This window comes from Bacillus sp. CFBP9009, from assembly GCF_036541465.1.
Classification (GTDB): Bacteria; Bacillota; Bacilli; order Bacillales; family DSM-1321; genus Peribacillus.
In genome coordinates this window covers 210,115-232,512 of record NZ_JAZHFU010000006.1, presented here as the reverse complement: position 1 = coordinate 232,512, position 22,398 = coordinate 210,115, and the positions used below count along the sequence as shown (strand labels likewise).

21 protein-coding genes, 1 tRNA gene and 1 pseudogene are annotated in these 22,398 nt (G+C 42.0%); 12 read left to right on the top strand and 11 right to left on the bottom strand.

The window, feature by feature from the left end:
• Window positions 1-381 precede the first annotated feature (381 nt).
• Complete coding sequence (locus tag V3595_RS17300; protein WP_485908515.1) at window positions 382-618, bottom strand: hypothetical protein; 237 nt, start codon at window positions 616-618, stop codon at window positions 382-384.
• 171 nt (window positions 619-789) lie between these two features.
• Here V3595_RS17300 and V3595_RS17295 point away from each other — a divergent pair, with 171 nt between their 5' ends.
• Together V3595_RS17295 and V3595_RS17290 are read left to right on the top strand one after the other, a co-directional pair.
• A complete protein-coding gene (locus V3595_RS17295) occupies window positions 790-1,044 on the top strand; it encodes a helix-turn-helix domain-containing protein (RefSeq protein ID WP_485908514.1) in 255 nt (84 codons plus the stop codon).
• Between the two features lie 231 nt (window positions 1,045-1,275).
• Window positions 1,276-2,310 carry a hypothetical protein gene (locus V3595_RS17290; RefSeq protein ID WP_485908513.1) on the top strand — a complete coding sequence of 345 codons (1,035 nt, stop codon included), beginning with the start codon at window positions 1,276-1,278 and terminating at the stop codon, window positions 2,308-2,310.
• A gap of 347 nt (window positions 2,311-2,657) precedes the next feature.
• Here the strand turns inward: V3595_RS17290 and V3595_RS17285 are convergent, their stop codons facing one another.
• From V3595_RS17285 to V3595_RS17275, 3 genes are all read right to left on the bottom strand, one after another.
• On the bottom strand, window positions 2,658-3,305 hold the full coding sequence (locus tag V3595_RS17285; RefSeq protein WP_485908512.1) for a hypothetical protein: 648 nt from the start codon (window positions 3,303-3,305) through the stop codon (window positions 2,658-2,660).
• Window positions 3,292-4,152 (bottom strand): FtsK/SpoIIIE domain-containing protein, encoded by an 861-nt coding sequence (locus tag V3595_RS17280; protein WP_485908536.1) that lies wholly within the window; start codon window positions 4,150-4,152, stop codon window positions 3,292-3,294. The genes V3595_RS17285 and V3595_RS17280 overlap by 14 nt, the downstream gene beginning before the upstream one ends.
• Window positions 4,153-4,466: 314 nt before the next feature.
• Window positions 4,467-4,790 (bottom strand): hypothetical protein, encoded by a 324-nt coding sequence (locus tag V3595_RS17275; protein WP_485908511.1) that lies wholly within the window; start codon window positions 4,788-4,790, stop codon window positions 4,467-4,469.
• Window positions 4,791-5,149: 359 nt separating this feature from the next.
• Between V3595_RS17275 and V3595_RS17270 the strand changes: the two genes are divergently transcribed.
• From V3595_RS17270 to V3595_RS17260, 3 genes are read left to right on the top strand one after another with little or no spacing between them, the layout of a single operon-like run.
• Complete coding sequence (locus V3595_RS17270) at window positions 5,150-5,377, top strand: helix-turn-helix domain-containing protein (RefSeq protein ID WP_191930686.1); 228 nt, start codon at window positions 5,150-5,152, stop codon at window positions 5,375-5,377.
• On the top strand, window positions 5,370-5,552 hold the full coding sequence (locus V3595_RS17265) for a hypothetical protein (RefSeq protein ID WP_485908510.1): 183 nt from the start codon (window positions 5,370-5,372) through the stop codon (window positions 5,550-5,552). Before V3595_RS17270 ends, V3595_RS17265 begins: the two co-directional genes overlap by 8 nt.
• Window positions 5,553-5,572: 20 nt before the next feature.
• Window positions 5,573-5,977: an endonuclease domain-containing protein gene (locus V3595_RS17260; protein WP_485908509.1), complete on the top strand. Its 405-nt coding sequence runs from the start codon at window positions 5,573-5,575 to the stop codon at window positions 5,975-5,977.
• Window positions 5,978-6,570: 593 nt separating this feature from the next.
• Here the strand turns inward: V3595_RS17260 and V3595_RS17255 are convergent.
• Window positions 6,571-6,804, bottom strand: coding sequence for a phBC6A51 family helix-turn-helix protein (locus V3595_RS17255; protein ID WP_353750400.1), 234 nt, complete (start codon window positions 6,802-6,804; stop codon window positions 6,571-6,573).
• Between the two features lie 186 nt (window positions 6,805-6,990).
• Here V3595_RS17255 and V3595_RS17250 point away from each other — a divergent pair.
• Window positions 6,991-7,056, top strand: a tRNA-Ala gene (locus tag V3595_RS17250).
• Window positions 7,057-7,596: 540 nt separating this feature from the next.
• Here V3595_RS17250 and V3595_RS17245 read toward each other — a convergent pair.
• The gene (locus V3595_RS17245) at window positions 7,597-8,799 is read right to left on the bottom strand and encodes an aminotransferase-like domain-containing protein (protein WP_485908535.1); all 1,203 of its coding nucleotides are present in this window, start codon (window positions 8,797-8,799) and stop codon (window positions 7,597-7,599) included.
• Between the two features lie 495 nt (window positions 8,800-9,294).
• On the opposite strand from V3595_RS17245, the gene V3595_RS17240 reads away from it, so the two are divergent.
• Window positions 9,295-9,525, top strand: a complete 231-nt coding sequence (locus V3595_RS17240) for a helix-turn-helix domain-containing protein (protein WP_289326739.1) — start codon at window positions 9,295-9,297, stop codon at window positions 9,523-9,525.
• Between the two features lie 552 nt (window positions 9,526-10,077).
• Here the strand turns inward: V3595_RS17240 and V3595_RS17235 are convergent.
• Complete coding sequence (locus V3595_RS17235; protein WP_485908508.1) at window positions 10,078-10,242, bottom strand: hypothetical protein; 165 nt, start codon at window positions 10,240-10,242, stop codon at window positions 10,078-10,080.
• Between the two features lie 408 nt (window positions 10,243-10,650).
• Between V3595_RS17235 and V3595_RS17230 the strand changes: the two genes are divergently transcribed.
• The 4 genes from V3595_RS17230 (at window position 10,651) to V3595_RS17215 (ending at window position 16,155) form a co-directional block, all read left to right on the top strand.
• Window positions 10,651-11,568, top strand: coding sequence for a proline dehydrogenase family protein (locus V3595_RS17230; protein WP_485908507.1), 918 nt, complete (start codon window positions 10,651-10,653; stop codon window positions 11,566-11,568).
• Window positions 11,569-11,625: 57 nt separating this feature from the next.
• Window positions 11,626-13,167, top strand: a complete 1,542-nt coding sequence (gene pruA / locus V3595_RS17225; protein WP_348962579.1) for an L-glutamate gamma-semialdehyde dehydrogenase — start codon at window positions 11,626-11,628, stop codon at window positions 13,165-13,167.
• Between the two features lie 167 nt (window positions 13,168-13,334).
• Window positions 13,335-14,801: a sodium/proline symporter PutP gene (gene putP, locus V3595_RS17220; RefSeq protein WP_034310465.1), complete on the top strand. Its 1,467-nt coding sequence runs from the start codon at window positions 13,335-13,337 to the stop codon at window positions 14,799-14,801.
• A gap of 133 nt (window positions 14,802-14,934) precedes the next feature.
• Entirely contained in the window at window positions 14,935-16,155 is a 1,221-nt protein-coding gene (locus tag V3595_RS17215) for a PucR family transcriptional regulator (RefSeq protein WP_485908506.1), read from the top strand.
• Between the two features lie 124 nt (window positions 16,156-16,279).
• On the opposite strand, the pseudogene V3595_RS17210 reads toward V3595_RS17215, so the two are convergent.
• The 3 genes and pseudogenes from V3595_RS17210 to V3595_RS17200 all read right to left on the bottom strand — a co-directional run bounded on the left by V3595_RS17210 (window position 16,280) and on the right by V3595_RS17200 (window position 20,531).
• A pseudogene (locus V3595_RS17210) lies at window positions 16,280-16,985 on the bottom strand (MBL fold metallo-hydrolase).
• 235 nt (window positions 16,986-17,220) lie between these two features.
• On the bottom strand, window positions 17,221-18,675 hold the full coding sequence (locus V3595_RS17205; RefSeq protein ID WP_485908505.1) for an alanine/glycine:cation symporter family protein: 1,455 nt from the start codon (window positions 18,673-18,675) through the stop codon (window positions 17,221-17,223).
• A gap of 203 nt (window positions 18,676-18,878) precedes the next feature.
• Complete coding sequence (locus V3595_RS17200) at window positions 18,879-20,531, bottom strand: glycerol-3-phosphate dehydrogenase/oxidase (RefSeq protein ID WP_485908504.1); 1,653 nt, start codon at window positions 20,529-20,531, stop codon at window positions 18,879-18,881.
• 41 nt (window positions 20,532-20,572) lie between these two features.
• Here V3595_RS17200 and V3595_RS17195 point away from each other — a divergent pair, with 41 nt between their 5' ends.
• Entirely contained in the window at window positions 20,573-20,743 is a 171-nt protein-coding gene (locus V3595_RS17195; RefSeq protein WP_485908503.1) for a hypothetical protein, read from the top strand.
• Between the two features lie 161 nt (window positions 20,744-20,904).
• On the opposite strand, the gene glpK is transcribed toward V3595_RS17195, so the two are convergent.
• Window positions 20,905-22,395 (bottom strand): glycerol kinase GlpK, encoded by a 1,491-nt coding sequence (glpK, locus tag V3595_RS17190; RefSeq protein ID WP_485908502.1) that lies wholly within the window; start codon window positions 22,393-22,395, stop codon window positions 20,905-20,907.
• Between the last annotated feature and the right edge of the window lie 3 nt (window positions 22,396-22,398).

Genomic DNA, 22,398 nt, shown 5'->3' with positions numbered 1-22,398 from the left:
GTCCGGAAACGGGACAGTACAAATTGACTATCTAAAAGATAATAGGCGGCAGGAAGGGAAACCGGACATCAAATATTTACTCCCTATAAAAGAATAAGAATCAGGAAGGCAAACCGCGCAGCTTTTTCGAAAATTTGGCCCTTACCGTACAGTACAGTTTTCGATTTTGACTTCGCGCACCTTAACCAGAAATAAAATGTTACGAACATTGGTTCCTGTTATGATATAAAAAAACGGCTCTTGGGCCCGCCTAATTGCCCTGAACCGTTCTTTTTCAATGCCCGCCACGTTGCAGCATGACAGGCGTTCCGTTCGATTGGTCATTGCCGTGATCCTGTCTTAATTACGGCGTTGCCGCGCCGTTTATTTACCTTTTCGGTTTCAAACGCCTATAGCTTCAATGACTGGACCCGAATTCATTAAATAATCCTTGTCATTTTCGTCCAAATTAACGAGATAAACGTTCGGATCGCTTGTAGGAGTTGCTTTATAAACAGCTAACCTTTCGTGAGTCACGAAAACTTTATTGCCTGATAAAAGAAGGCCCGGAGTATTTTCTGATGGATAAATCTTTCCCTCAAATAAGTAAGTTACGGTAATTTTTTTAGCGTTTTTCATATAATCGCCTCCAATATTTTATTTTTCGGATTATTAGTTCGACTTCTTGTACTTAATATACAACCTTTAATAATTAAAGTCAACTATAAATATAAAAGATATTCAACTTATCGAACTTTTTATTTAGTATTAGCTACTTTATGTATATAATAGGAATAAGAGGTGTTGAAGATGGCAGAGAAACGCGAAAGAAGAAAAGCTAAAAGTATTGTCCCTTCCTATAAACCGATGGACATTACACTTATAAAGAGGGATAAGAATAGAACTGACTTAAAGAAGGACCTAGGTATTTCACCGTCTACGTTGGCTAAAATGTCAAACGGGGAATATGTAGCATTAGATGTGATTGCGTTAATTTGCGAATACTTGGATTGCTCAATAAGTGAGGTAGTCGAATTTATCGAAAAGAAAGAGGATGCGGAATAAACCCGGCATCCTTTTTTATTGCTCGTTAAAGGGTGTTGTTGATTTTATTGATGAACTAACGGGGCAGTTTAGTGGAAGAATCGTCTTTAGCTCTTATTCAACAATAGGGCCATATTCTTGAATAAGTAATGCTTGGGCGGGAAGGAAAAATATGGTTGCTAGTGATGTATAAAAAACTAGAAATTACAAATCCTTTTAGTAAGCTCCGAGACATAAGGTGGTTAATAATAAATGATAATATCGAAAGAATATCGTTGGGAGAACGGAAGGACAATAAAAGTACGATTCTTAAACGGAGAAAAAGCTGTTCAAGAGAAAGTGGAGAAATATGCTCATGAATGGGAAAACTACGCAAATATTAAATTTGAATTTGGAAACTTTAATCCCGCGGAAATAAGAATTAGCTTTAATAAGGGGTATTCTACATCTCACATTGGAAATGGTTGTCTTACTGTAAAAGACCAAAATGAACCCACCATGAATTTTGCTTTGTTAGACGCTACGTCTTCTGATAGAGATTTCTCATATTTTGTCCTCCATGAATTTGGTCATGCATTAGGATTTCAACATGAACATCAAAGTCCAAATGCTCAAATTCCTTGGGATCGTGCTAAGACATATGCGTATTATGCATATCCCCCTAGAAACTATTCTAAAGAAAAGACTAATGAGGATGTTCTCAACGTACTTAACGCATCAGAAAATAATTACGGTCCGTTTGATCCATATTCTATAATGTGTTATCAAGTTCCTGAAGAAATTACTATAGGCGACTTTTCAACTGTATTGAACACTACCTTGTCAGAAATGGATATGATATTTGCAAAAGTTTTTTATCCAAAGACTAGAACCTTAATTGCATTACAAGGACACAATAGCAAATATGTATGTGCTGATAGTGTATCTTGGACGGATGAAATATGTTTAACACTTACTAGAGATAAAATAGGTGAGTGGGAAAAGTTTGAATTTATCCATTTAGGACATAATAAGGTTGCTTTAAAAGCGTACAATAATAAATTCATAATCGCGAAGAAAGGAGGATGGGCGGGTGCCATCTTAACAGCTACTGTAGATAATATAGGGGCTTGGGAAACCTTTGAAATCATGGAATTGGGAAATGATAAGATTGCCTTAATATCTGCTAAGGGTGGCTATGTAACTTCTGATACTTACCTTTGGTTCAGGTATGTACTTATGACCTCACGTTTAGCAAGAGGTAGGCCACCAAAAGATTGGTCTATCTTTACTAGAATAAAACTTTAGAAAATTTTCATGAAATTATTTTTGTTCTATAGGTTTAAGATCAAGAGCATGTTTTGGGGCGCCCTAAAGGGTCTGCAGCTCCGGTCTAAATGGCCCGATAACCACGGTCTGTACGGCTAAACAAGCTAATAGAAGCTCCGTTATTCAATTAAAGGGAGCTTTTCTTTAATAAGAAGGCGTCTTTTTGTAATGCTCAACACATTTAAGGAATTAGATTAAGGTAAAGAAAAGATTGGTGAAGTCTTGTAAACGGGTGCGTTAGTTCTATGATGGACTAAAGAAGACCACAATAAGTGGTCTCTTTTATTTGTTCAAACATTACAATTATAGTTTAACAATGCCTTTTTTTATTTTACAACGATCCGCACACCACGTTCACTTGGCTTGCTCACGGGCGCCGGCTCACTTTTCAGCGACGCTACAAACTCCCTAAATGATTCTGCTTGAAATATCTTAAAGGCGTAATTGTTGTCTATTGCGTAACGCTGATCCGATAATATTAGGACATGCGGAAAGGGCTTAGCTATGGCTTCACTTTCGTAAAGCTGGCAATAACGCTCGAGCTTTTCGTCCATTTGCTTCATAGAGTAAACAGTTTTCTGTACCTCGATAAAAAACGGAGTCCGCCGAAAGTGTGCGTATATGTCCGGCTCGCAGCATCCGTCCTTTTTCTTTCCGTATTTTGGTTCTACGAGAAACGATTCCAGCTCGCCAAGCCTCAGCATCTCTTTATAAACGTTTAATATCGCTAAGAAATGAGAAATTTTCTGGCTTTGTTGCTTAATTTGAACATTAGGACCGAAATAACAATACGGAATAAATGCGGTCGAGCGTTGTATCTCTCCGTCCCTGTGTAGTCGGAGCAAGACGTTATTCGCCGCGTACTTCGGATTCTTTAACCCTGCAAAGAATAGCTCCGAAATACTATCGCGATCCATAACCCTAAATTTATCAAGCGTTTTAATAATCTGCTTATCACGGTTAGTCAATGACATCGTTAAACACGTCCTTTTCCGTTAATCCCTTTACGGTCGGTTCCTCTGGCGTAACTTCCTTAACGGTCCCCTTCGCCACCATGAACGGATTAAGAAGTTCTTTCGCCTTTTTAATCGTAAGATATGGCGCCTGCAGCTCGTAAAGTTTATCGCTGTTCATTATGAAGCGTCCGCTAACTTCGAGTGCCTCCGCTCCTGGCGTATTTACGATGCGTGCCTCCATTTTATCGCGAAGCTTAAAGCCCATACTCACCGTTAAGTTAGCGCGTACTGTCGTATCGAGTACCTTAGCATTCGGGCGTTGCATCGAAAGAATAGCGAAGACTCCAAGCGTCCGACCAATCGCCACTAATTCCGTAAGGATATCCATAATCTCGTCGTTCTTCCTCAGCATAACAAATTCGTCAATACATACGACTAAATAAGGCCGCCGGTGCTCGGACGGAAGGTCGTCGACGTGGCCAACTTCGAATATCTCCGTCAATTCGCTCCTTTCGTCGAGCTCCTTTTTAATACCGCGTAACATTCTGGCGATATCCTTGGCGCTACTTAGTACGCATTGGACATGCTCCACTTTGCGGAAAATATGGAACTCCGATTTCTTACAATCGCCGAGGTATAGCTTTAGTTCCGAGGGTTTTTTAGTGAGGATAAGCGTCGTTAATATAGAACGTAGTTGAGTGGATTTACCCGAGCCAGTTTCGCCAGCGATTAGAATGTGCGGCTGCTTTAATAAGTCGAACGCGTTATACTGCCCGTTTCGGTCCTTACCGCAAATAATCCCGAGGGTAAATGGCGAAACAGCTTCGCGTACCCCTTCGACTTTGTACGGCAATTCCTTCGGCATTGAGGTCGCGTAAATGGTCAAAACGTATTTCTTTAAATCGCCTTCAAGGGAAATTGACCGGCCAAAGTGCTGTCGGAAGACAAACTCCTTCTTTTTTACTTCCTTCGGATCCATTCCGTTAAGTAAGGTAAATGTATATCGGAGCGTCTTATTTACTTTGTCGAGGTGTATGTCGTGTATTTGCGGAAATATGGTGCGCTCGCTTCCGCCTTTACTTTTATACGTCTTATGAAGCCCCGCACTCCGAAACCCCTTGATTAATTCGGCTTTAGCTTTCGATTTATAAAGAAATTCTTTTATCATCATTCCGCCCCCTATAGCGATAGTAGAAAATATCCGATAAAGCTAAATCCGCCAATCGTAAAAGCTAACCTCGTTACCGTTTCTATCGCCTCAGCAAGCGATTCACGGCCCGAACTGGCTGCGTAAACCTCTAAACCGTGCGATAACATGCCGATAGCAAATACGCCCAATACAACCGCATATATGCCGGCTACGTCTGGCGAAAAAAAGCTACTAACCGTAATGGACGGCATGAAACTATACACGCTTGTAATTATGAGGCTCTTCGGCTTCCGGTATTTACCCGCCATGAATGTTTTGAAGTCGATTACTTCTAGCTGTTGTTTTCTAAACATTTCGCTCATCTCCGTTTATTTGAATTGTCTGAATAGTCCCTACCCTCCCTCGCGCTCCCTCCCAACTCTCTCCCGCCGGTCCTTTCTTAACAGGTTTTCGGATTCCTATTACACCAGCTTTATTGCTCGTATAAGTGTACTCATATAACTAAGTTGAATCTGTTACGGAATTGAAAATGAAAACATCCGATTTCATGACGCTACCGTTTTTCAACTGTGTTGCTTTCGTGTTAGTAGCCTATGTCACACCGATTGTCCAAATTTACTTGTCCGCGAAAATAATTTTATCCGGCGGTAAGTATAACTTGTTTCATCGACGGGCATAAATGAACTAAAAAGCGAATGAAAGGAAGATTAATATGTTTGGATTATTCGGAGGTAAGCCGCGTTCTAAATTAGGTCGCTGGCTAGATGATCGGGGAATATCGCAGGAATGGCTGATAAAGACATCGAAGGTTAGCCGGACCACTATATCGGAGCTTTGCGCTGACAAACGGGAACCTACTTTGGGTACGATAAAGAAGATAATGAAGGCGATACGCCAGGTTGATCCGGGCGCTCGTAGCGAGGATTTCTTTGATGTCTAACGGAAAAGGAAGAGAATTTAAGAGTGGGAACGGAAAGATAATAATTCACTCGAAGTTAATGGATATGACGAAAGAGGAGCGCCGGGAGTGGTATAGGTCAGAGCAAAAAGCCGGAAATCCGGTACTAAAACAAATAGCGAAAGCTGTGAACGATTGTTATAAGAAGCACGACTAAAAACTAGGAGGTACGACTTTATGGTCGATTACCTTGTCTTTTTCGTATTGCTGGCGGTGCCTATTGCGTTGTGCTGGCGATATCTGCCTTTGCCGGTATGCGTCGACGATCCTTATAAGAACTGCGAAAGCCCAATTGAACGGCGGTTATATCTCGCCTTGCTCCAAAACGGCTATCAAATAGAAACGCAAACACCTTGCGGCCCTTATCGTATAGATATAACGATTCCTGGCGCTCGTATAGCAATAGAAGCTGACGGAAAGGCTTATCACTCGTCACCGACTCAGAAGGCGCGCGACAAGCGAAAGAATGAGTATTTGAAAAAGAACGGATGGACTGTTCTTCGGTTTAGTGGAAGGCAAATAAATCGGGAGATGCCGAAGGTACTGCGTAGGATCGAGGATAAGATAACCCACCGAGTTTAATTTTTTACTGCGAATTTTTTTACAGCTAACAGGCCCCCCCGAAGTAAAAATTTACTGCGCGGATTTTTAATACAGCAGCTGCAGAGATATTCGACCCCTGCCTTGGGGTAATCCGGTCATACCCGTCGGCACTCCCGTATACACGAGCGTATACCTACGTTGGCACGCGAATTGCTTTATAATTTTATTCATATCGTTGCATGAACAACGCAATTCTAGTTAACATAATAGACATTTGCGGTAGTTAATACGTTGCATAAACCGCGCTGTTACAACGTTTGTGTAAACGCAATGATTATCGATTATACATTCATTTAAACATCGTTGATATAACGGCGTTTATACCGTATCCTCACCGCCTGCTGATCCGTTATCTACTGCATACGATAACCACCTGAGTTTAACGGTGCTATCTCCGTTAGGTACTCCGTGCAACCTTACGATATATAACCCGCCCCAAAACGTTTTAGGTCGATGTCCACGAGGAGCACGTTGCAGTAAAAACGTCGTATATAGTGCAATTTTGTAAACCAGTTATTCCCATCGAACCCCTTGATATGACGGCATTTCGGAGTATGTCCGGTTATCCTACACTATCGGACTCTTCTCCGCCCACTCATCCGTATTCTCTGCACCATATTCCGGTATTCCTGTTCGTAATGCTTAGCGAAATCCTCCCGTTGTTGCCACTTCCATAAAGTCATGCGTGATACTTCGGCTTCGTCTGCGATATCCTGCATCGTAGACCCATTCCGATATACTAACCGAAAAGCTGCGAATTTCTGTATTGGCGTTAATGGCTGGCGTTCTGGTCCTCGTTTACCCATGCGATCACCTCCTTTAAATATAAAAAAGCCGCCCATGATTTACCGGACAGCGTAACGCTTGTTTACCTTGTATAGTAGCGCTCCTATGGCGTATAATATCGAATATATTCGTAATTGGACGGAATAACGAATGCGTTCGAACCCTTACTACACCTCACTTTACGCTGACTTTTCGGGTGACTTACCGGAAGGCTAACGTAATGCGCTACGCTGGCAGCGTAGAGGTCAGCGGTTCGATCCCGCTATGCTCCATACTTGGAAACCCTTGTATATCAAGGGTTTTTTCTTTTTGTCTATTTGTCCGCCACTGCCACCCCTAATATTTCCTTCAAACACCGCGATAAGGTTTTTATGTAAAAGCACTTTTTTGGCCATAAACGCTCATTTTTTAATGCTTTCATCTAATTTACGAGCCACTTCTTCTTGCATGGTCGGAAGAACATGTGAATACCTTTTTATATGTAATTGAATATAAAACATTTAAACTATCATAATCATTCTTGTTTTTGCCCAGACGTACGTACTTTTTTTCAAGAATATCCCAGCCCAACTTTAGTAAAGAGAATAAAAATCGGGTCTCTCCTTTCAAGAATTGAAATGATCATGGCGATCATTTGAATCATCGCATTTTTATTTTATGTTTCTAAGCAGGCCCGTTGTGGTTCTTATCAGATATAAAGAATTCTTTTATCAATAAAAAACCTACCCCCTTTAAGGAAGTAGGCGTATTCAAATTCATTTTCAACAAAGCATCGAAATAACTTATAGATTGACCAACTAATTAACAACCCTTCAGGTCAATCTATGAATAAAAGATGCGATAAGCTGTCCTAGTCTTCGAATTCCCTCGATTATTTCTTTCTCATCGGCATAACTGAACGAAAGCCGAACAAACTCGGTTCCATCGTTTTGATCCAAGAAAAAGTATTTCCCTGGAACATATGAAATACCCTCAGCCAGAGACTGTGATAATAAATGCGACGTATCCACACCTGGAATTCTCACCCATACAAAGTAACCGCCATCTGGCACATACCATGAAACGGATTCTGGAAGAAATTGTTCCATCGAACGGATTAACGCATTACATTTAGAACGATACACATCTTTTAGTAGGTCAAGCCGTTTATCAAAATCGGCGTTTTCTAAGTATACAGCCATTGTACTTTGAGCAAATGGATGGTCTAAATCTTTTTTAAACCACTCTATAGCCTTAATGAATTCAATTTCTCCTGCTATCCATCCAATCCGCATTCCTGGCGCAACAACCTTGGATAAAGACCCAACGTGGAGGACCCGCCCGCGTTCATCAATAGATTTTATTGGCACCGGATTTTTATCGAAGGATAATTCTCCGTACGCATCATCCTCTAGAATGAGAAAATCAAACTCGATGGAAAGCTCCAATAAATGCTTCCGGCGCTCAATTGTCATAGTCGTGCCAGTTGGATTTTGAAAGCTAGGGATAGTATAAAGAAAACGCGGGAGGGTTAGACCTGTACGCTTCCTTTCATCCAGCATTTCTTTTAATCGGTATGTTTGGAGCCCTTGTTCATCTATAGGTATACTGATAATCTGCTTCGTATAGTTCTGAAAAATCTCTAAAGCCTCCATATAGGTGGGAGACTCTACCGCAACGACCGCTTTATCATCAAGAAGAATGCGGGCAATGAGATCAATCCCCTGGCAAGCTCCTGATGTAATCAAAAGCTGTTCTTCCAAAATACAAATTCCACGCTCTGCCAATCTTTTCTGGATTTGCTGCTTCAGTTTTGCAATTCGTGGACTTCCAAGATAATGGAGCGGCAAATCCTGCTCCTCATCAAGAAGTCTGGCTACAGCTGCCTTGAGCTCCTCAGCAGGAACGAGAGCAGGATCAGGATAGCCTGAACTCAAGCGAATACAGCCATCTGGCAGATCCGGCATCCATGCACCGGGCGGATCATTCTTAAGTGCCGCTTTAATGTTTTCAGAAAAAAAAGATTCAACATTCACTTCAACCATACACCTTCCTTCAATCGAGCCTTAATTGATTCTCACAATTTTTGTGGATAGCTGCCTTTTTAAGAAATAAATCATAGATTTCCGTTAGCCTTTGATCTCCAGCTGCTTTAATGTATAAGGTAGACCGACTTATTGGTAATAAAGAATTACCCTATTCACTTCTTCATCACCCGCACTTTCCATACATAGCTGGGCCAAAACAAAAATCCCCTTTTTTTATTTATGTTTGCCTTTTTCACGCCAATGAAATTTTGAATATTCTGATACCTTATGCATTATAACATTTTTCGTTAATCATTATTTACTATAGTGAATGGATATTTCATATTCTGCCGTTAGTATAAGAAACCTTGACAACCTCACACCTATATTTTACACATCCAATTGTTTACTTTGTCCGTAATACCAAATTTTTGCGAAACTATGCGTATATTTTTGTGAAAGTTGGACGAGACTGCTAGTAAATTAATCTAGGAGGTTATCAAAATGTTTAGATTCGGGAAGGGAAAGCCACGAAGCAAGGTCGGCAAATTCATCGATAAGCACGGATATTCACAAGAGGAGTTTGTAAGTGCGTCTGGAATCTCACGAAATACGATAAGCAGAGTTTGCAGCGATCCCAAGTATGTGCCGTCAGCCGGAGTATTAAAGAAAATCATGAAGGCGGTTCGAAGTATAGATGCTGGCGCAAAGGCAGATGACTACTTTGATTTATAAACAAAAAAGCCCCAGCGTAATGGCCAGGGCTAAATGTTGATACTCACCTTATCCATGCTCCCTTAGTCCAAGCTTTCCTTTCGCTGGAACAGCAGCATGTCCTTAACTTCCCAGGCGTATTCTCCCACTGTGAAGGCTCCTAAGAAAAATCATTGCCTTGATTCCACTTGTCCATCTTCCAGTATTGCCTGCATCCCGTTATTTTCAATTACCTTCAAACAATTTTCAAGCTTACATACACCAAAGATCATACCGGTCGGGAGATTGTCCAGGCGCTTGCGGTGAGGAGGCTTGGCAGCCAGTCGGCGGAAAGGGAGTGGATTTTTGATTCAACTGGAACGTTTATTAAATAAAAAAACTGTAGGCAAATTATTCGAATTTGTCTACAGTCTGAAATCCCCCACCTCCATTAGGAGCGGGGATTTTCTTCATTTTCGGATGATATGCTTATTTCTTGCAGTTCTTTTGTTCCTTTTAGACAAACCCTGCAGGGATTTCTTTAACAAGGGCTAGTTATCGATTAGGAACAAAAGGTTATGTATTCCGCTTGAGCTATTTTCGGCCGACTATTTTCTTTATGAACTGAACCACAGGTGAAACGATGGATTCATGTACATTCGTAAGGGCATAACCGATCAGACCCATAATTACCAGGGCCATTATTAATCCTACTATCAATCCCGATGTTTCTCTAAGTTCTTCAAGTACAGCATCCATTCATTATCCTCCCCGGCTTGCCGATGCACTTATTTTTACGGTTTTTCACCGATTTTAAGTCTGAAAGCTTCATTTATCGTTTTTTCTTCGAACATTGACCGATTCTGTTAAATAAGGTTCATTATAACGCATTGGATGATTATGGTCGAGCTGCCACTTTTAAACGCATCCATTGATGTCCTTCACCTCATCGCTCACTAATAAAGGCTTTACCTCTAGCGTTTCTCTTTAAGTTAAAATATAAACCTTCGTTTCATCCGAGCATACAAGAAAAAATGTAAACCTTTTCATTTGTCCAAAACCGACAAAGAAATGACAGAATTATTGTTTTTTGAGAACATTGAGAATATTGTCGAAAAACCTTAAGCTTAATTTAAGAAATACATCTTCTTAGGGGGTGCGCTTTATATGGAAGCCATTACAAGGGACTTTTTCTTATTTTTATCTAAGAATAACCTACTTAATAATATTGCTAAAAAAAGCGGAGGAAATTTTGCTGCTGGAAAGATCATTGGGGGAACTGATTTCCAAAGTTCCATTAAATTCATTAAACAACTTAATAATAGCGGCTTGTCGGTTACAGTCGACCATCTTGGGGAATTCGTTGATTCCAAGGAAGTGACTCAGGAACGGACGGCAGAATGCATCGAAACCATCGAAATGATCAGCAGGGAAAAACTTGATTCACAGGTTTCTCTGAAAATGACTTCTTTAGGACTTGATATCGATCATAAACTAGTGATTGAGAATATGACGAAAATTCTTGATACAGCCGAAAAACATAAAGTCATGGTCACGATCGATATGGAAGATGAAGTTCGCTGTCAGGCTACAATCGATATCTTTAGACAGTTCAAAGAAAAATACAGCTGCATAAGTACTGTTCTACAAGCATATTTATTCCGCACAGAGAAAGATTTGGAGGACCTTGGCCAATATAAGCCATTCCTGCGTCTCGTAAAGGGTGCCTACAAGGAATCCGCCGAGGTGGCATTTCCCGAAAAGGATGATGTAGACGAAAACTATAAAAAGTTGATTAAGCAAAGTCTTCTTAACGGAAATTATACGGCCATTGCCTCACATGATGATAAAATCATCGAATATACAAAAGAGCTGGCCAAGAAGTTTGACATCCCTAATACACAATTCGAATTCCAAATGCTTTATGGCATGAGGAACAAGACTCAATACGAATTGGTCAAGCAAGGTTACAAAATGCGTGTCTATGTACCATACGGTCTCGATTGGTATGGATACTTCATGAGAAGGCTTGCAGAAAGGCCATCCAATATTGCCTTTGCCTTCAAAGGGATGGTCAGAAGCTAAATATACTTTCAACATTATTAATTGTTACAAAAAATCTATTAAAAGGTGTGATTATCAATGATTTCATATAAACACGAACCATTTGTTGATTTTACAAACGAGGAAAACAAAAAAGCATATCAGGAAGCACTTCAAACTGTTGAGGGCTACTTAGGGCAAGACTACCCTCTTTATATCGGGGCAGAGCAAGTGACGACTGATGAGAAAATCGTTTCATACAACCCTGCAGATAAGCAAGAGGTCATCGGCCGCGTATCGAAAGCCAATAGGGACCTTGCTGAAAAAGCCATGCAAGAAGCTGTTACCGCTTTTGAAAGCTGGAAAAAAGTGAAGCCGGAAATCCGCGCAGACGTTTTGTTCAAAGCGGCTGCCATCATTCGCAGACGCAAGCATGAATTCTCTGCGTTATTGACGAAAGAAGCGGGAAAACCTTGGAATGAGGCTGATGCTGATACAGCGGAAGCAATCGATTTCCTTGAATTCTATGCTCGTCAAATGCTGACTCTTAAAGATGGTGTGCCTGTTCAAAGCCGTCCGGGAGAATTCAACCGCTATGATTACATTCCATTAGGAGTCGGCATCATCATTTCTCCTTGGAACTTCCCATTTGCGATCATGGCAGGTACAGCTGTTGCCGCTATCGTTACTGGTAACACAATCCTGTTGAAACCAGCTTCTACTACTCCTATCGTTGCTGCGAAATTCGTTGAAGTGATGCTTGAAGCCGGCCTTCCAGCAGGTGTATTGAATTTCGTTCCAGGAAGCGGAGCAGAGGTCGGCGACTACCTGGTCGATCATCCTAAAACACGTTTCATTTCCTTCACAGGTTCACGTGATGTAGGTCTGCGCATTTACAAACGTGCTTCAGAAGTGAACGAAGGCCAAATTTGGCTGAAGCGTGTCATCGCTGAAATGGGCGGAAAAGATACAATCGTCGTCGACAAAGAGGCAGATCTTGAATTGGCGGCTCAATCGATCGTGAAATCTGCATTTGGCTTCTCTGGACAAAAATGTTCTGCTTGTTCCCGTGCTGTCATCGTTGAAGATGTATATGATCAAGTTTTAGCTCGCGCTGTTGAATTAACAAAACAGCTTACAGTTGGTAATCCTGTAGAAAATCATTTCATGGGACCGGTTATCGATCAAGCGGCTTTTGACAAAATCATGAGCTATATTGAAATCGGGAACCAAGAAGGACGCATTATGACTGGCGGAGAAGGAGATAGCTCTAAAGGCTACTTCGTTCAACCGACAATCGTTGCCGATGTCGATCCGCAAGCCCGCTTGATGCAAGAAGAAATCTTCGGACCAGTCGTTGCCTTCACAAAAGCCAAGGACTTTAACGAAGCACTTGAGATTGCCAATAACACTGAATATGGTTTGACTGGGGCTGTCATTACGACAAATCGCCTTAACATGGAAAAGGCACGCGAAGAATTCCATGTCGGGAACTTGTATTTCAACCGCGGCTGTACTGGTGCAATCGTAGGTTATCAGCCATTCGGCGGGTTCAACATGTCAGGAACTGATTCCAAGGCAGGCGGACCGGACTACTTGCAGCTTCATATGCAAGCAAAAACAACATCCGAAACATTCTGATAATGTTCCATTGAGCAATTTGGAAGATGATTTGAAATCCCTATGGTTTCCGTATCCTCCATTCTGGATACGGAAACCAAAATGAAGTTAAATGGAGGAAGTGACAAATAGGTTGCTTCCTCTTTTAAAACAAAAAATTATATATTTCATCACGAAGGGAGTCTTTTATGGATTACGCATTAATAATTTCGATCAGCATTTACATGGCTGGCATGCTTCTCATCGGTTACTTCGCATACAAAAGGACTTCCAATTTAAATGATTATATGCTGGGCGACCGGGGTCTTGGACCTGCTGTCACTGCATTAAGCGCCGGTGCCGCGGATATGAGCGGTTGGCTTTTAATGGGTATGCCTGGTGCCATGTTCGCAACAGGACTAAGTTCAATCTGGATTGTAATCGGTCTCACATTAGGAGCCTATATGAACTGGCTGTATGTTGCACCTAGATTGAGAACCTATACGGAAGTCGCCAATAACTCGATTACGATCCCCGCTTTCCTGGAAAATCGTTTTGGCGAGGGCTCACAGATCTTAAGGCTCATTTCGGCTTTGGTTATCCTCGTATTCTTTACCTTTTACGTTTCTTCCGGAATGGTATCCGGCGGAGTCTTATTCCAAAGTACATTTGGCCTTGATTACCATACAGGCCTATGGATCTTAACAGGCGTCACCGTTGCCTATACTTTATTCGGTGGATTCCTGGCAGTAAGCTGGACAGACTTTGTTCAAGGGATCATCATGGTTGTCGCCTTGGTTCTTGTACCGATCGTCACCCTTTTCCATGTTGGCGGTTTCGGTCCTGCGATTGACACGCCACGTTCCATTGATCCTGCTCTGTTGAATATTTTCACGGGGACCAGCTTTTTAGGAATCATCTCATTATTTGCTTGGGGACTGGGTTACTTCGGACAGCCGCATATCATTGTCCGCTTTATGGCGATCAGTTCTATTAAAGAAATCAAGAAAGCCCGTACTATCGGAATGGGCTGGATGATTTTCTCCAGTATCGGTGCCATGCTGACTGGATTCATCGGTATCACGTATTTTCATCAGAACAACCTGAAGTTAGCTGATCCTGAAACGATTTTCATAGAGTTAGGGGAAATACTATTCCACCCGCTTATCACTGGTTTCTTGATTTCAGCGATACTGGCAGCCATCATGAGCACGATTTCTTCGCAGCTTTTGGTTACGGCCAGCTCTTTAACGGAGGATATGTACAAAACTTTCTTCCGTCGTTCCGCTTCAGATAAAGAGCTTGTTTTCCTGGGCAGACTTTCCGTACTGGCCATATCCGTCATAGCGCTCATTCTCTCTTGGGAACAGAATGACACGATCCTTGGACTTGTCGGCTATGCATGGGCTGGATTCGGATCTTCATTCGGTCCATTGGTCATACTGAGCCTCTGCTGGAAACGAATGACAAGATGGGGCGCTTTAGCAGGGATGATCGTAGGTGCCGCTACTGTAATTTTCTGGTCCATGGCTGGATTATCCGATACGCTTTATGAAATGATTCCTGGTTTTGGCGCAAGCTTGATTGCCATCATCCTGGTCAGTCTTCTAACAGCGAAACCATCAAAAGAAGTAGAAGCGAAATTCGAAGAATTCGAAAAAACTTTAAAACAATAATAAAACCCCTAAAAGGAACGGTATTTTTTCATATACCGTTCCTTCTTTGTTCTTGCCCCTATACACATCATTAGTTTAAAAGTATTATTAAACTAAGTTGTCATACACTTCAAAAAACTACAGGGGGCCATATATGTCATTAGAAAAAATCCTGACTCTAACAAACATCAACGATATAACGGATATGGTCAGCACTTATTTAAAAAAACCAGTCGTCATCGAAAATGACCAATTTTTATTGCTGGCATATAGTTCATATTATATCGAACACTTCGACCAAGCCAATCGGCAAACCATCTTCACAAAGCATTGGCCGATTCCAATTCTGGAAAAATTCATGGATGAGGGCATTGTCGAACAGCTTAAAACAGTGGAGCATCCATTTAGGGTGAAACAAATTGAGGAAATCGGGTTAAATCAAAGGGTCGTTGTGAGCGCCGTTCATAAAGGACAGGTCTTCGGGTTCATTTGGGTCCAAGAAACGGAAATGATGACTGATTCCGATCTGGAATTTTTACACGAAGTTTCCCATCATATCGGCAAGCTCCTTTATCAGAAAAAACAGATAAACATGAAAAAAGATGAAGAAAAAAATGAGTTTTATCAAAAGGTCATTGACGAAGTCTATCAAACGGAAAACCAAATAAAATGGGAAGCCGCCAATATGAGTCTTCTCATTCCGGAAACTTTCCTTGTCAATGTCTTTACCATCGCTCAATCCGATGCGGAACATTTCGATGAATTAGCGGATACAGTCAGTCTGTTCGCCAATGCGTTGAATCATTTTACCCATGTATTCACAAACCAATTGAAGATCATCGTCCTGATTGGCAGCAACGGAAAAGGGAAAGACCTGCTTACCGATAGCGCCAATGATTTAACGAACACCGTTCTTTCCCAATTCAATGACAAAAAGGTATTCCCGGGAATCGGAAATGAGTATTCTTCGATTCTTCAATTAAGAAAATCCTATCTCGAAGCCCTAGAAGTGATCAACGCAGCCAAGTTCATCGGTGAACCTGAACAGCTTCCTTTCCAATATAGCAAGCTTGGGATTTTCCGTTACCTCGAAATGATCTCCAACCATCATACTAAAACGAATTATATCAATACGGATTTAGAGCTTCTTCAAAAGAAGGACCAGGAAAGCCAGACCAAACTCCTTCAAACACTGGAAATATATCTGTTGAACAATTGCCGGATCAAACCGACAGCTGAACAACTATACATTCATACCAACACATTGAAATATAGATTGAATCAAATAACCGATCTCACCTCCATCGATTTTGATGACTTTCATTCGAGAATGCAACTATACATCGATTTACAGCTTATAAAGCAAAAATCTTAAGGCATTTCGCTTTTATGGTTAAGAGATTCAATCAGCTAAGGAGTGAGGAGCACGGAGACCCATCAGCCGTGTTCCTCGCTCTTTTTTTGGATAACACCTCAAGATGCCGGCATTTCCCATTCTTTCATTGTTGGAATTTTAATTCAGCTTCAACTATTGCTCTGTCCATGGAATTCCAAGGTTGTTCTAGCATCTTTCCATGACCCACAGCAAGCAAATGCGGATTAAGACCTCTTAATTTCTTTGCACTTTCAAGGGCAATGAGTTTATCCCATGTAGCAATGGCCGGGAATGGAAATAAAGGTTTAATGATTCCAGAAATTGCAGTTCCACCTCTTGTCTGCAGGGCATCCCCGACAATTAAACTATGATTCCGGGTATCAAGAAGCGATATCGAACCAGGGGTATGCCCAGGTGAATAAATAACTTCCAATGAACCGATACAGTCGCCCTCTTTAAGCAGTAAGTCTGGTTGAGTTTGAATGTTTTTTAGGGACTCCACCGCGGATTGGATTTTCATTTTGCAAGGGGCTGGAATCACCAGCCAGTAATGATGCTTCCCTGATAGAAATACTCACCTGTACATCAGGCATTAACGCTTTTAGCCCGTCTAGCGCACCAACATGATCATCATGTGCATGAGTAACTATTATTCTTGTTATCGGTTTTCCGATAATCCGCGCCGCCTTCAAAATACTTTTTCCGCTGTAGGGTAAAGCTGCATCTACTAGTGTAAGGCTATCCTCTTCTTCTACGAAATAACAGTTTACGGGAAATACGCGTGGCATGAAAGATAGTTGATATACTGTATCGACCTTTGTCAGCTTCATCTTTAATCAACCTCCCTCACACACTTATATAATTACAATCATAAATAATATGATTATTTTCTCAAAAATATTCCATCCTTATAGTCTTTCTATGTAAACTAAAGCCTCACTGGTTATGTTCGCAATTTCAGTTTTTTCCTGGTTATCGCAAAACCATAAAAAACCAGCTCTCAAATAACTTGAGCTGGTTTTTTATGTATCTTCTTATATTAAATTAATTTAAGGGCATTTTCCCTCAAGAAACATTTTCTTTGTCACCGGTGTATTCATGTTCCCAAAAATCGGCGTTTTTTATGCCTAAAGCTTTTGGATTGAAAACCGGATCGACCCCTGCCTTCTTTTGCTTTTCGTAATCCTTTAACGTAATAAGCGCCGGTTTAGCCAGAATTAAAATGGCAATGACATTGAGCCATACCATAATGCCTAATCCAGCATCCCCTAATGCCCAAGCCAACTCTGCCGTACGCACGGATCCGTAAAAACTGGCTGCAAGGATGATGAGTTTCAGGGCGAACATGGCCCATTTACCATTCCGGTTGCGCATTAAATAGGCGATATTGGTTTCAGCAATATAATAGTAGGCCATGATCGTCGTAAAGGCGAAGAAGAAAAGGGCTATTGCAACAAAGCCAGCACCAAAACCTGGGATTACGCTATCGATAGCCGCTTGTGTATACCCTGGACCAGGTGTTACCTCTCCCAAATTATTGACGATATATGAACCATTTTCCGCTTGTGTATTATACATGCCTGTAAATAAAATCATGAAGGCCGTAGCGGAACAAACGAACAATGTGTCGATATAAACCGAGAATGCTTGGACAAGACCCTGCTTTGCCGGATGTGATACTTCAGCCGCAGCTGCCGGATGAGCGCCTGTCCCTTGGCCGGCCTCATTCGAATAAACGCCGCGTTTCACTCCCCAAGCAATCGCCATGCCAATGATCCCCCCAAATGCAGAATCCAACCCGAAGGCACTTCTGAATATCAAAGAGATGACTCCTGGTAATTCAGTGATATTCAATAGGACGATGACGACAGATAGCAATATATACCCTAGAGCCATGAAAGGCACGATTAAGGTTGCAGCATTAGCTATCCGTTTTACACCGCCGAATATAATGAAGCCCAGTAAAAGGACGATTGCCAAACCAGTGAACACCGGTTTGATGCCGAATGCATTTTCCACCCCGGCAGCAATCGAATTGGATTGAACACCTGGCATAAGGATCGCCATGGCTATAAGGGCTGCAAATGCAAAAAGAACAGCAAACCACTTCCACCCTATCCCCTTTTCAATATAATAAGCAGGGCCTCCCCGATATTGTCCATCCTGTTTGACTTTATAAATTTGAGCTAAAGTGGATTCCACAAATGCACTGGCCGCTCCTATGAAGGCGATGGCCCACATCCAGAAAACTGCACCGGGACCGCCAAAGGCGATAGCCGTTGCCACTCCTGCAATATTACCTGTACCTACCCGCCCTGAAAGGGCTATTGATAAAGCCTGGAATGAAGAAACCCCCGCTTCCGAACTTTTGCCTTGGAACATCAAAACGACCATTTCCTTAATATGCCTCACTTGCAGAAACCGGGTTAAAATAGAGAATAATAAACCTACTCCCAATAAAATATAAATGACTGGTGCACTCCATAAAACCCCATTTAAAGCCGTAATAAAATCAGACAATAAAGCTCCCCCTTTATATTTTGAAAATTCTAATTTATCTTTTAATGATTATATTTCATCTTGATGGATTAAACAATAGTTTTCGCGTCAGGAAACCTAACATGAACATTTTTATTTTTCCACTTGCAAATGCCCCGATAATCACATTCCGAATTCAAAAAAACGCCAGCGATTCCGCCGGCGTCATTTTTTTGGCATATAGGTCAAGATACTTTAATCGCACCCAATATTTCCTGTTCCAATTGATTGGTTCTCTCCATTTTTGTTGATTCCGTCCATCCAAAATATCCAGCCATATAATCGATCACTGCATGTTTATGCGTTTGGACTAAATCGATATCGAATAATAGCGTCCCCGTCCTGCGGAAAAAGAAATCCACTGGAGTTGCGGCCATTTCATGAGCTAGTGCGTATTTCAGCTGTACGAACAATTTCTTTGGAAGGCCGCTGCTTGCTCCTCCGTCTCCTTCGCTTTTTGCGATATCGAATAACACAGGTGCGTTGGAACCGTACATGGCCAATATCGCTTCGGAGTCCTTTACAGCGAGTCCTGAGTCAACTCCCATTTGAATATGTTGCTTGATATAATCGGAGAAGTTGCTTGATCCCCCGACATCCCCTCCGGAAATCGGCATGCCTTTAGTGCTGCTGGCTGGGTAAGTTTTAGTGGATTGCTGGGCAAGCTTCCCTGCCAAAAGGTCGACCGTCGTTTTTGCCATTTTGCGATAACCGGTCAATTTCCCTCCCGCAATCGTGATAAGTCCAGAATCGGACTCCCATATTTCATCTTTCCTTGATATCTCAGAAGGATCTTTCCCTTCTTCAAGAATCAACGGCCTTACCCCTGCCCAGCTAGATTCGATATCATCATTCGTAATGTTCACTTTTGGAAACATATAATGTATGGACTTTAATAGATAGGCACGGTCTTCGGAAGTAACGGTCGGCACTGCAGGATCACCATCATAAAAAGTGTCCGTAGTCCCTACATAAGCTTTACCGGCTCTTGGGATGGCAAAAATCATCCGGCCATCAGGCGTATCAAAATAAAGCGCCTGCTTCAACGGGAATTTCGATTGGTCGATGACCACATGAACACCCTTGGATAACTTCAGCGTTTTCCCTTGTTTCGATTGGTCCTTCTCTCGAATGGAATCCACCCATGGACCTGCTGCATTAATGACTTTGTCTGCGTATATTTCATAAGCATCACCTGAAAGTAAATCGGCAACTTGGACGCCGTTTACCTTTCCATTTTCATATAACAATTTTTCTACCTTAGTATAATTTATCGGTGTTGCACCTTTATCGACAGCCGCCTTCATGACTTCAATCGTAAGACGTGCATCATCTGTCCGATATTCAACATAGTAGCCTCCGCCCTTCAATCCCTCTTTCTTAACGAGAGGCTCCCGTTTTAGTGTTTCCTCCGCCGAAAGCATTTTCCTGCGTTCAGCTTTTTTAACGCCCGCAAGGAAATCATATACCCGAAGTCCGATGGAGGTACTGAATTTCCCGAAGGTCCCTCCTTTATGCATCGGTAACAGCATCCATTCCGGCGTGGTCACATGCGGTCCATTTTCATAAACGATTTCTCGCTCTTTACCAACCTCGGCAACCATTTTTATTTCAAATTGCTTCAAATACCGTAATCCGCCATGAACAAGCTTTGTCGAGCGGCTTGAAGTACCTGCTGCAAAGTCCTGCATTTCGACCAAAGCCACTTTCATTCCACGGGTCGCTGCATCAAGGGCGATCCCTGCACCGGTAATTCCCCCACCAATGACAACTACATCATATTTCTCTTTTTTAAGAAGTTCGATCGTTTCTTCCCGATATATATTTGAAAACCTCATCCCTGACTCCTCCTTAAAGTATTGCATTCTAGTTTTTTTGTATGAATTCTGCGTTTACTCGTGAATTCGTGCGGTTTACTCGTGAATTCTGCACTTTTACTCGTGAATTTACGCTGTTTACTCGTGAATTTACGCCGTTTACTCGTGAATTCGTAATTTTGGTACTTATATTCAATTGGTTCATTTGTTCGCATAGTTTATATAGATATTAATATCCTTAATCTGCCATTAAAAACAAAAAAAGAGACCATAAATGCACATTATCGAATTAACGATAACGCATTCATGGTCTCTCCTGTTCTCCGGCCGAGTTATTAACTTGATTTCATTATAGCATACTCCAGCTCATTTGAGAAAGAATACATCTTGTTTTTTATTTAAACGCCATAGCGGCATGTACAGCTTTTTTCCAGCCTTCATATAATTTTTCACTTTCTTGCTCTTCCATGGATGGTTTAAAGGTTTTATCTACCGCCCATTGCCGGGAGATTTCTTCTTGATCCTTCCAATACCCGACAGCAAGGCCAGCTAAGTATGCAGCACCTAATGCTGTAGTTTCGTTTATTGTCGGCCTCTCGACGGGCACACGCAATAAGTCGCTTTGGAATTGCATCAGGAAGTCATTCTTGACTGCCCCCCCATCCACTCTTAATGTCTGCAGCTCGATTCCTGAATCCGCCTCCATTGCATCAAGGACATCCTTCGTTTGATACGCAAGTGATTCAAGTGTGGCCCGAATGAAATGTTCTTTTGATGTGCCGCGCGTCAAACCAAAAACGGCTCCCCGCACTTCGCTGTCCCAATATGGGGTTCCAAGTCCTACAAAAGCTGGTACTACATATACTCCATCCGTACTTTCCACCCGTTTTGCATAGGCTTCGCTGTCCTTGGCATCATGAAGCATCCGCAGACCATCGCGCAGCCATTGGATTGCGGAGCCAGCTACGAATATACTGCCTTCCAGTGCATATTCGACCTTCCCATTCAATCCCCAAGCAAGAGTCGTCAATAGTCCGTGTTCGGAGCTGACAGCCTTGGCTCCTGTATTCATGAGCATGAAACAGCCTGTTCCATACGTGTTTTTAGCCATTCCTTCATTAAAGCAGGCTTGGCCGAATAATGCTGCCTGCTGATCACCGGCTGCCCCGGCGATCGGAATTGATTGGCCGAAGAAATGATATTCGATCGTACGTGCATACTCCTCAGATGAAGGCCTTACTTCCGGAAGCATTGACTTTGGTACAGTCAATATCTCAAGCAGTTCTTCATCCCATTTCAGTTCATGGATATTGTACATCAATGTCCGGGATGCATTGGAATAGTCCGTTACATGAGCCTTGCCCCCTGATAGCTTCCAGATCAGCCAAGTATCGATGGTACCGAATAACAGCTTGCCTTCATCCGCCTTTTGTCGTGCCCCTTCTACATTATCGAGGATCCATTTCACTTTCGTTCCGGAAAAATAAGCATCTATCAACAATCCCGTTTTATCCCGGAATAGATCATTAAGTCCCTTTTCCTTCAAATCATCACAGATTTCACTTGTTTGCCTGGACTGCCATACAATCGCATTATAGACAGGAGTACCTGTTTCCTTATCCCAAACGACTGCCGTTTCACGCTGATTAGTGATCCCGATACCGGCAATTTGCTCTGGCTTTACACCGGATTCAGATAGTACACCGGCAATCACCGCCAGGATCGATCCCCAAATCTCATTGGCGTTATGCTCGACCCAGCCTGGTTTAGGGAAATGCTGCGTGAATTCCTTTTGGGAGGAATGGACGATTTCCCCCTTTTCGTTAAATAAAATCGCCCGAGAACTCGTTGTTCCTTGATCTAATGATAAAATGTATTTTTCCATTGT

Excerpts from the sequence above, each read along its gene's own strand:
- V3595_RS17195 (WP_485908503.1), top strand. The coding sequence starts at position 20,573 with ATGAATTCTGCGTTTACTCGTGAATTCGTGCGGTTTACTCGTGAATTC.
- V3595_RS17295 (WP_485908514.1), top strand. The coding sequence starts at position 790 with ATGGCAGAGAAACGCGAAAGAAGAAAAGCTAAAAGTATTGTCCCTTCC.
- V3595_RS17270 (WP_191930686.1), top strand. The coding sequence starts at position 5,150 with ATGTTTGGATTATTCGGAGGTAAGCCGCGTTCTAAATTAGGTCGCTGG.
- V3595_RS17240 (WP_289326739.1), top strand. The coding sequence starts at position 9,295 with ATGTTTAGATTCGGGAAGGGAAAGCCACGAAGCAAGGTCGGCAAATTC.
- pruA (WP_348962579.1), top strand. The coding sequence starts at position 11,626 with ATGATTTCATATAAACACGAACCATTTGTTGATTTTACAAACGAGGAA.
- V3595_RS17275 (WP_485908511.1), bottom strand. The coding sequence starts at position 4,790 with ATGTTTAGAAAACAACAGCTAGAAGTAATCGACTTCAAAACATTCATG.
- V3595_RS17265 (WP_485908510.1), top strand. The coding sequence starts at position 5,370 with ATGTCTAACGGAAAAGGAAGAGAATTTAAGAGTGGGAACGGAAAGATA.
- V3595_RS17260 (WP_485908509.1), top strand. The coding sequence starts at position 5,573 with ATGGTCGATTACCTTGTCTTTTTCGTATTGCTGGCGGTGCCTATTGCG.
- glpK (WP_485908502.1), bottom strand. The coding sequence starts at position 22,395 with ATGGAAAAATACATTTTATCATTAGATCAAGGAACAACGAGTTCTCGG.
- V3595_RS17255 (WP_353750400.1), bottom strand. The coding sequence starts at position 6,804 with ATGGGTAAACGAGGACCAGAACGCCAGCCATTAACGCCAATACAGAAA.
- V3595_RS17235 (WP_485908508.1), bottom strand. The coding sequence starts at position 10,242 with ATGGATGCTGTACTTGAAGAACTTAGAGAAACATCGGGATTGATAGTA.
- V3595_RS17280 (WP_485908536.1), bottom strand. The coding sequence starts at position 4,152 with ATGCCGAAGGAATTGCCGTACAAAGTCGAAGGGGTACGCGAAGCTGTT.
- V3595_RS17230 (WP_485908507.1), top strand. The coding sequence starts at position 10,651 with ATGGAAGCCATTACAAGGGACTTTTTCTTATTTTTATCTAAGAATAAC.
- V3595_RS17215 (WP_485908506.1), top strand. The coding sequence starts at position 14,935 with ATGTCATTAGAAAAAATCCTGACTCTAACAAACATCAACGATATAACG.
- putP (WP_034310465.1), top strand. The coding sequence starts at position 13,335 with ATGGATTACGCATTAATAATTTCGATCAGCATTTACATGGCTGGCATG.
- V3595_RS17300 (WP_485908515.1), bottom strand. The coding sequence starts at position 618 with ATGAAAAACGCTAAAAAAATTACCGTAACTTACTTATTTGAGGGAAAG.
- V3595_RS17200 (WP_485908504.1), bottom strand. The coding sequence starts at position 20,531 with ATGAGGTTTTCAAATATATATCGGGAAGAAACGATCGAACTTCTTAAA.
- V3595_RS17290 (WP_485908513.1), top strand. The coding sequence starts at position 1,276 with ATGATAATATCGAAAGAATATCGTTGGGAGAACGGAAGGACAATAAAA.
- V3595_RS17285 (WP_485908512.1), bottom strand. The coding sequence starts at position 3,305 with ATGTCATTGACTAACCGTGATAAGCAGATTATTAAAACGCTTGATAAA.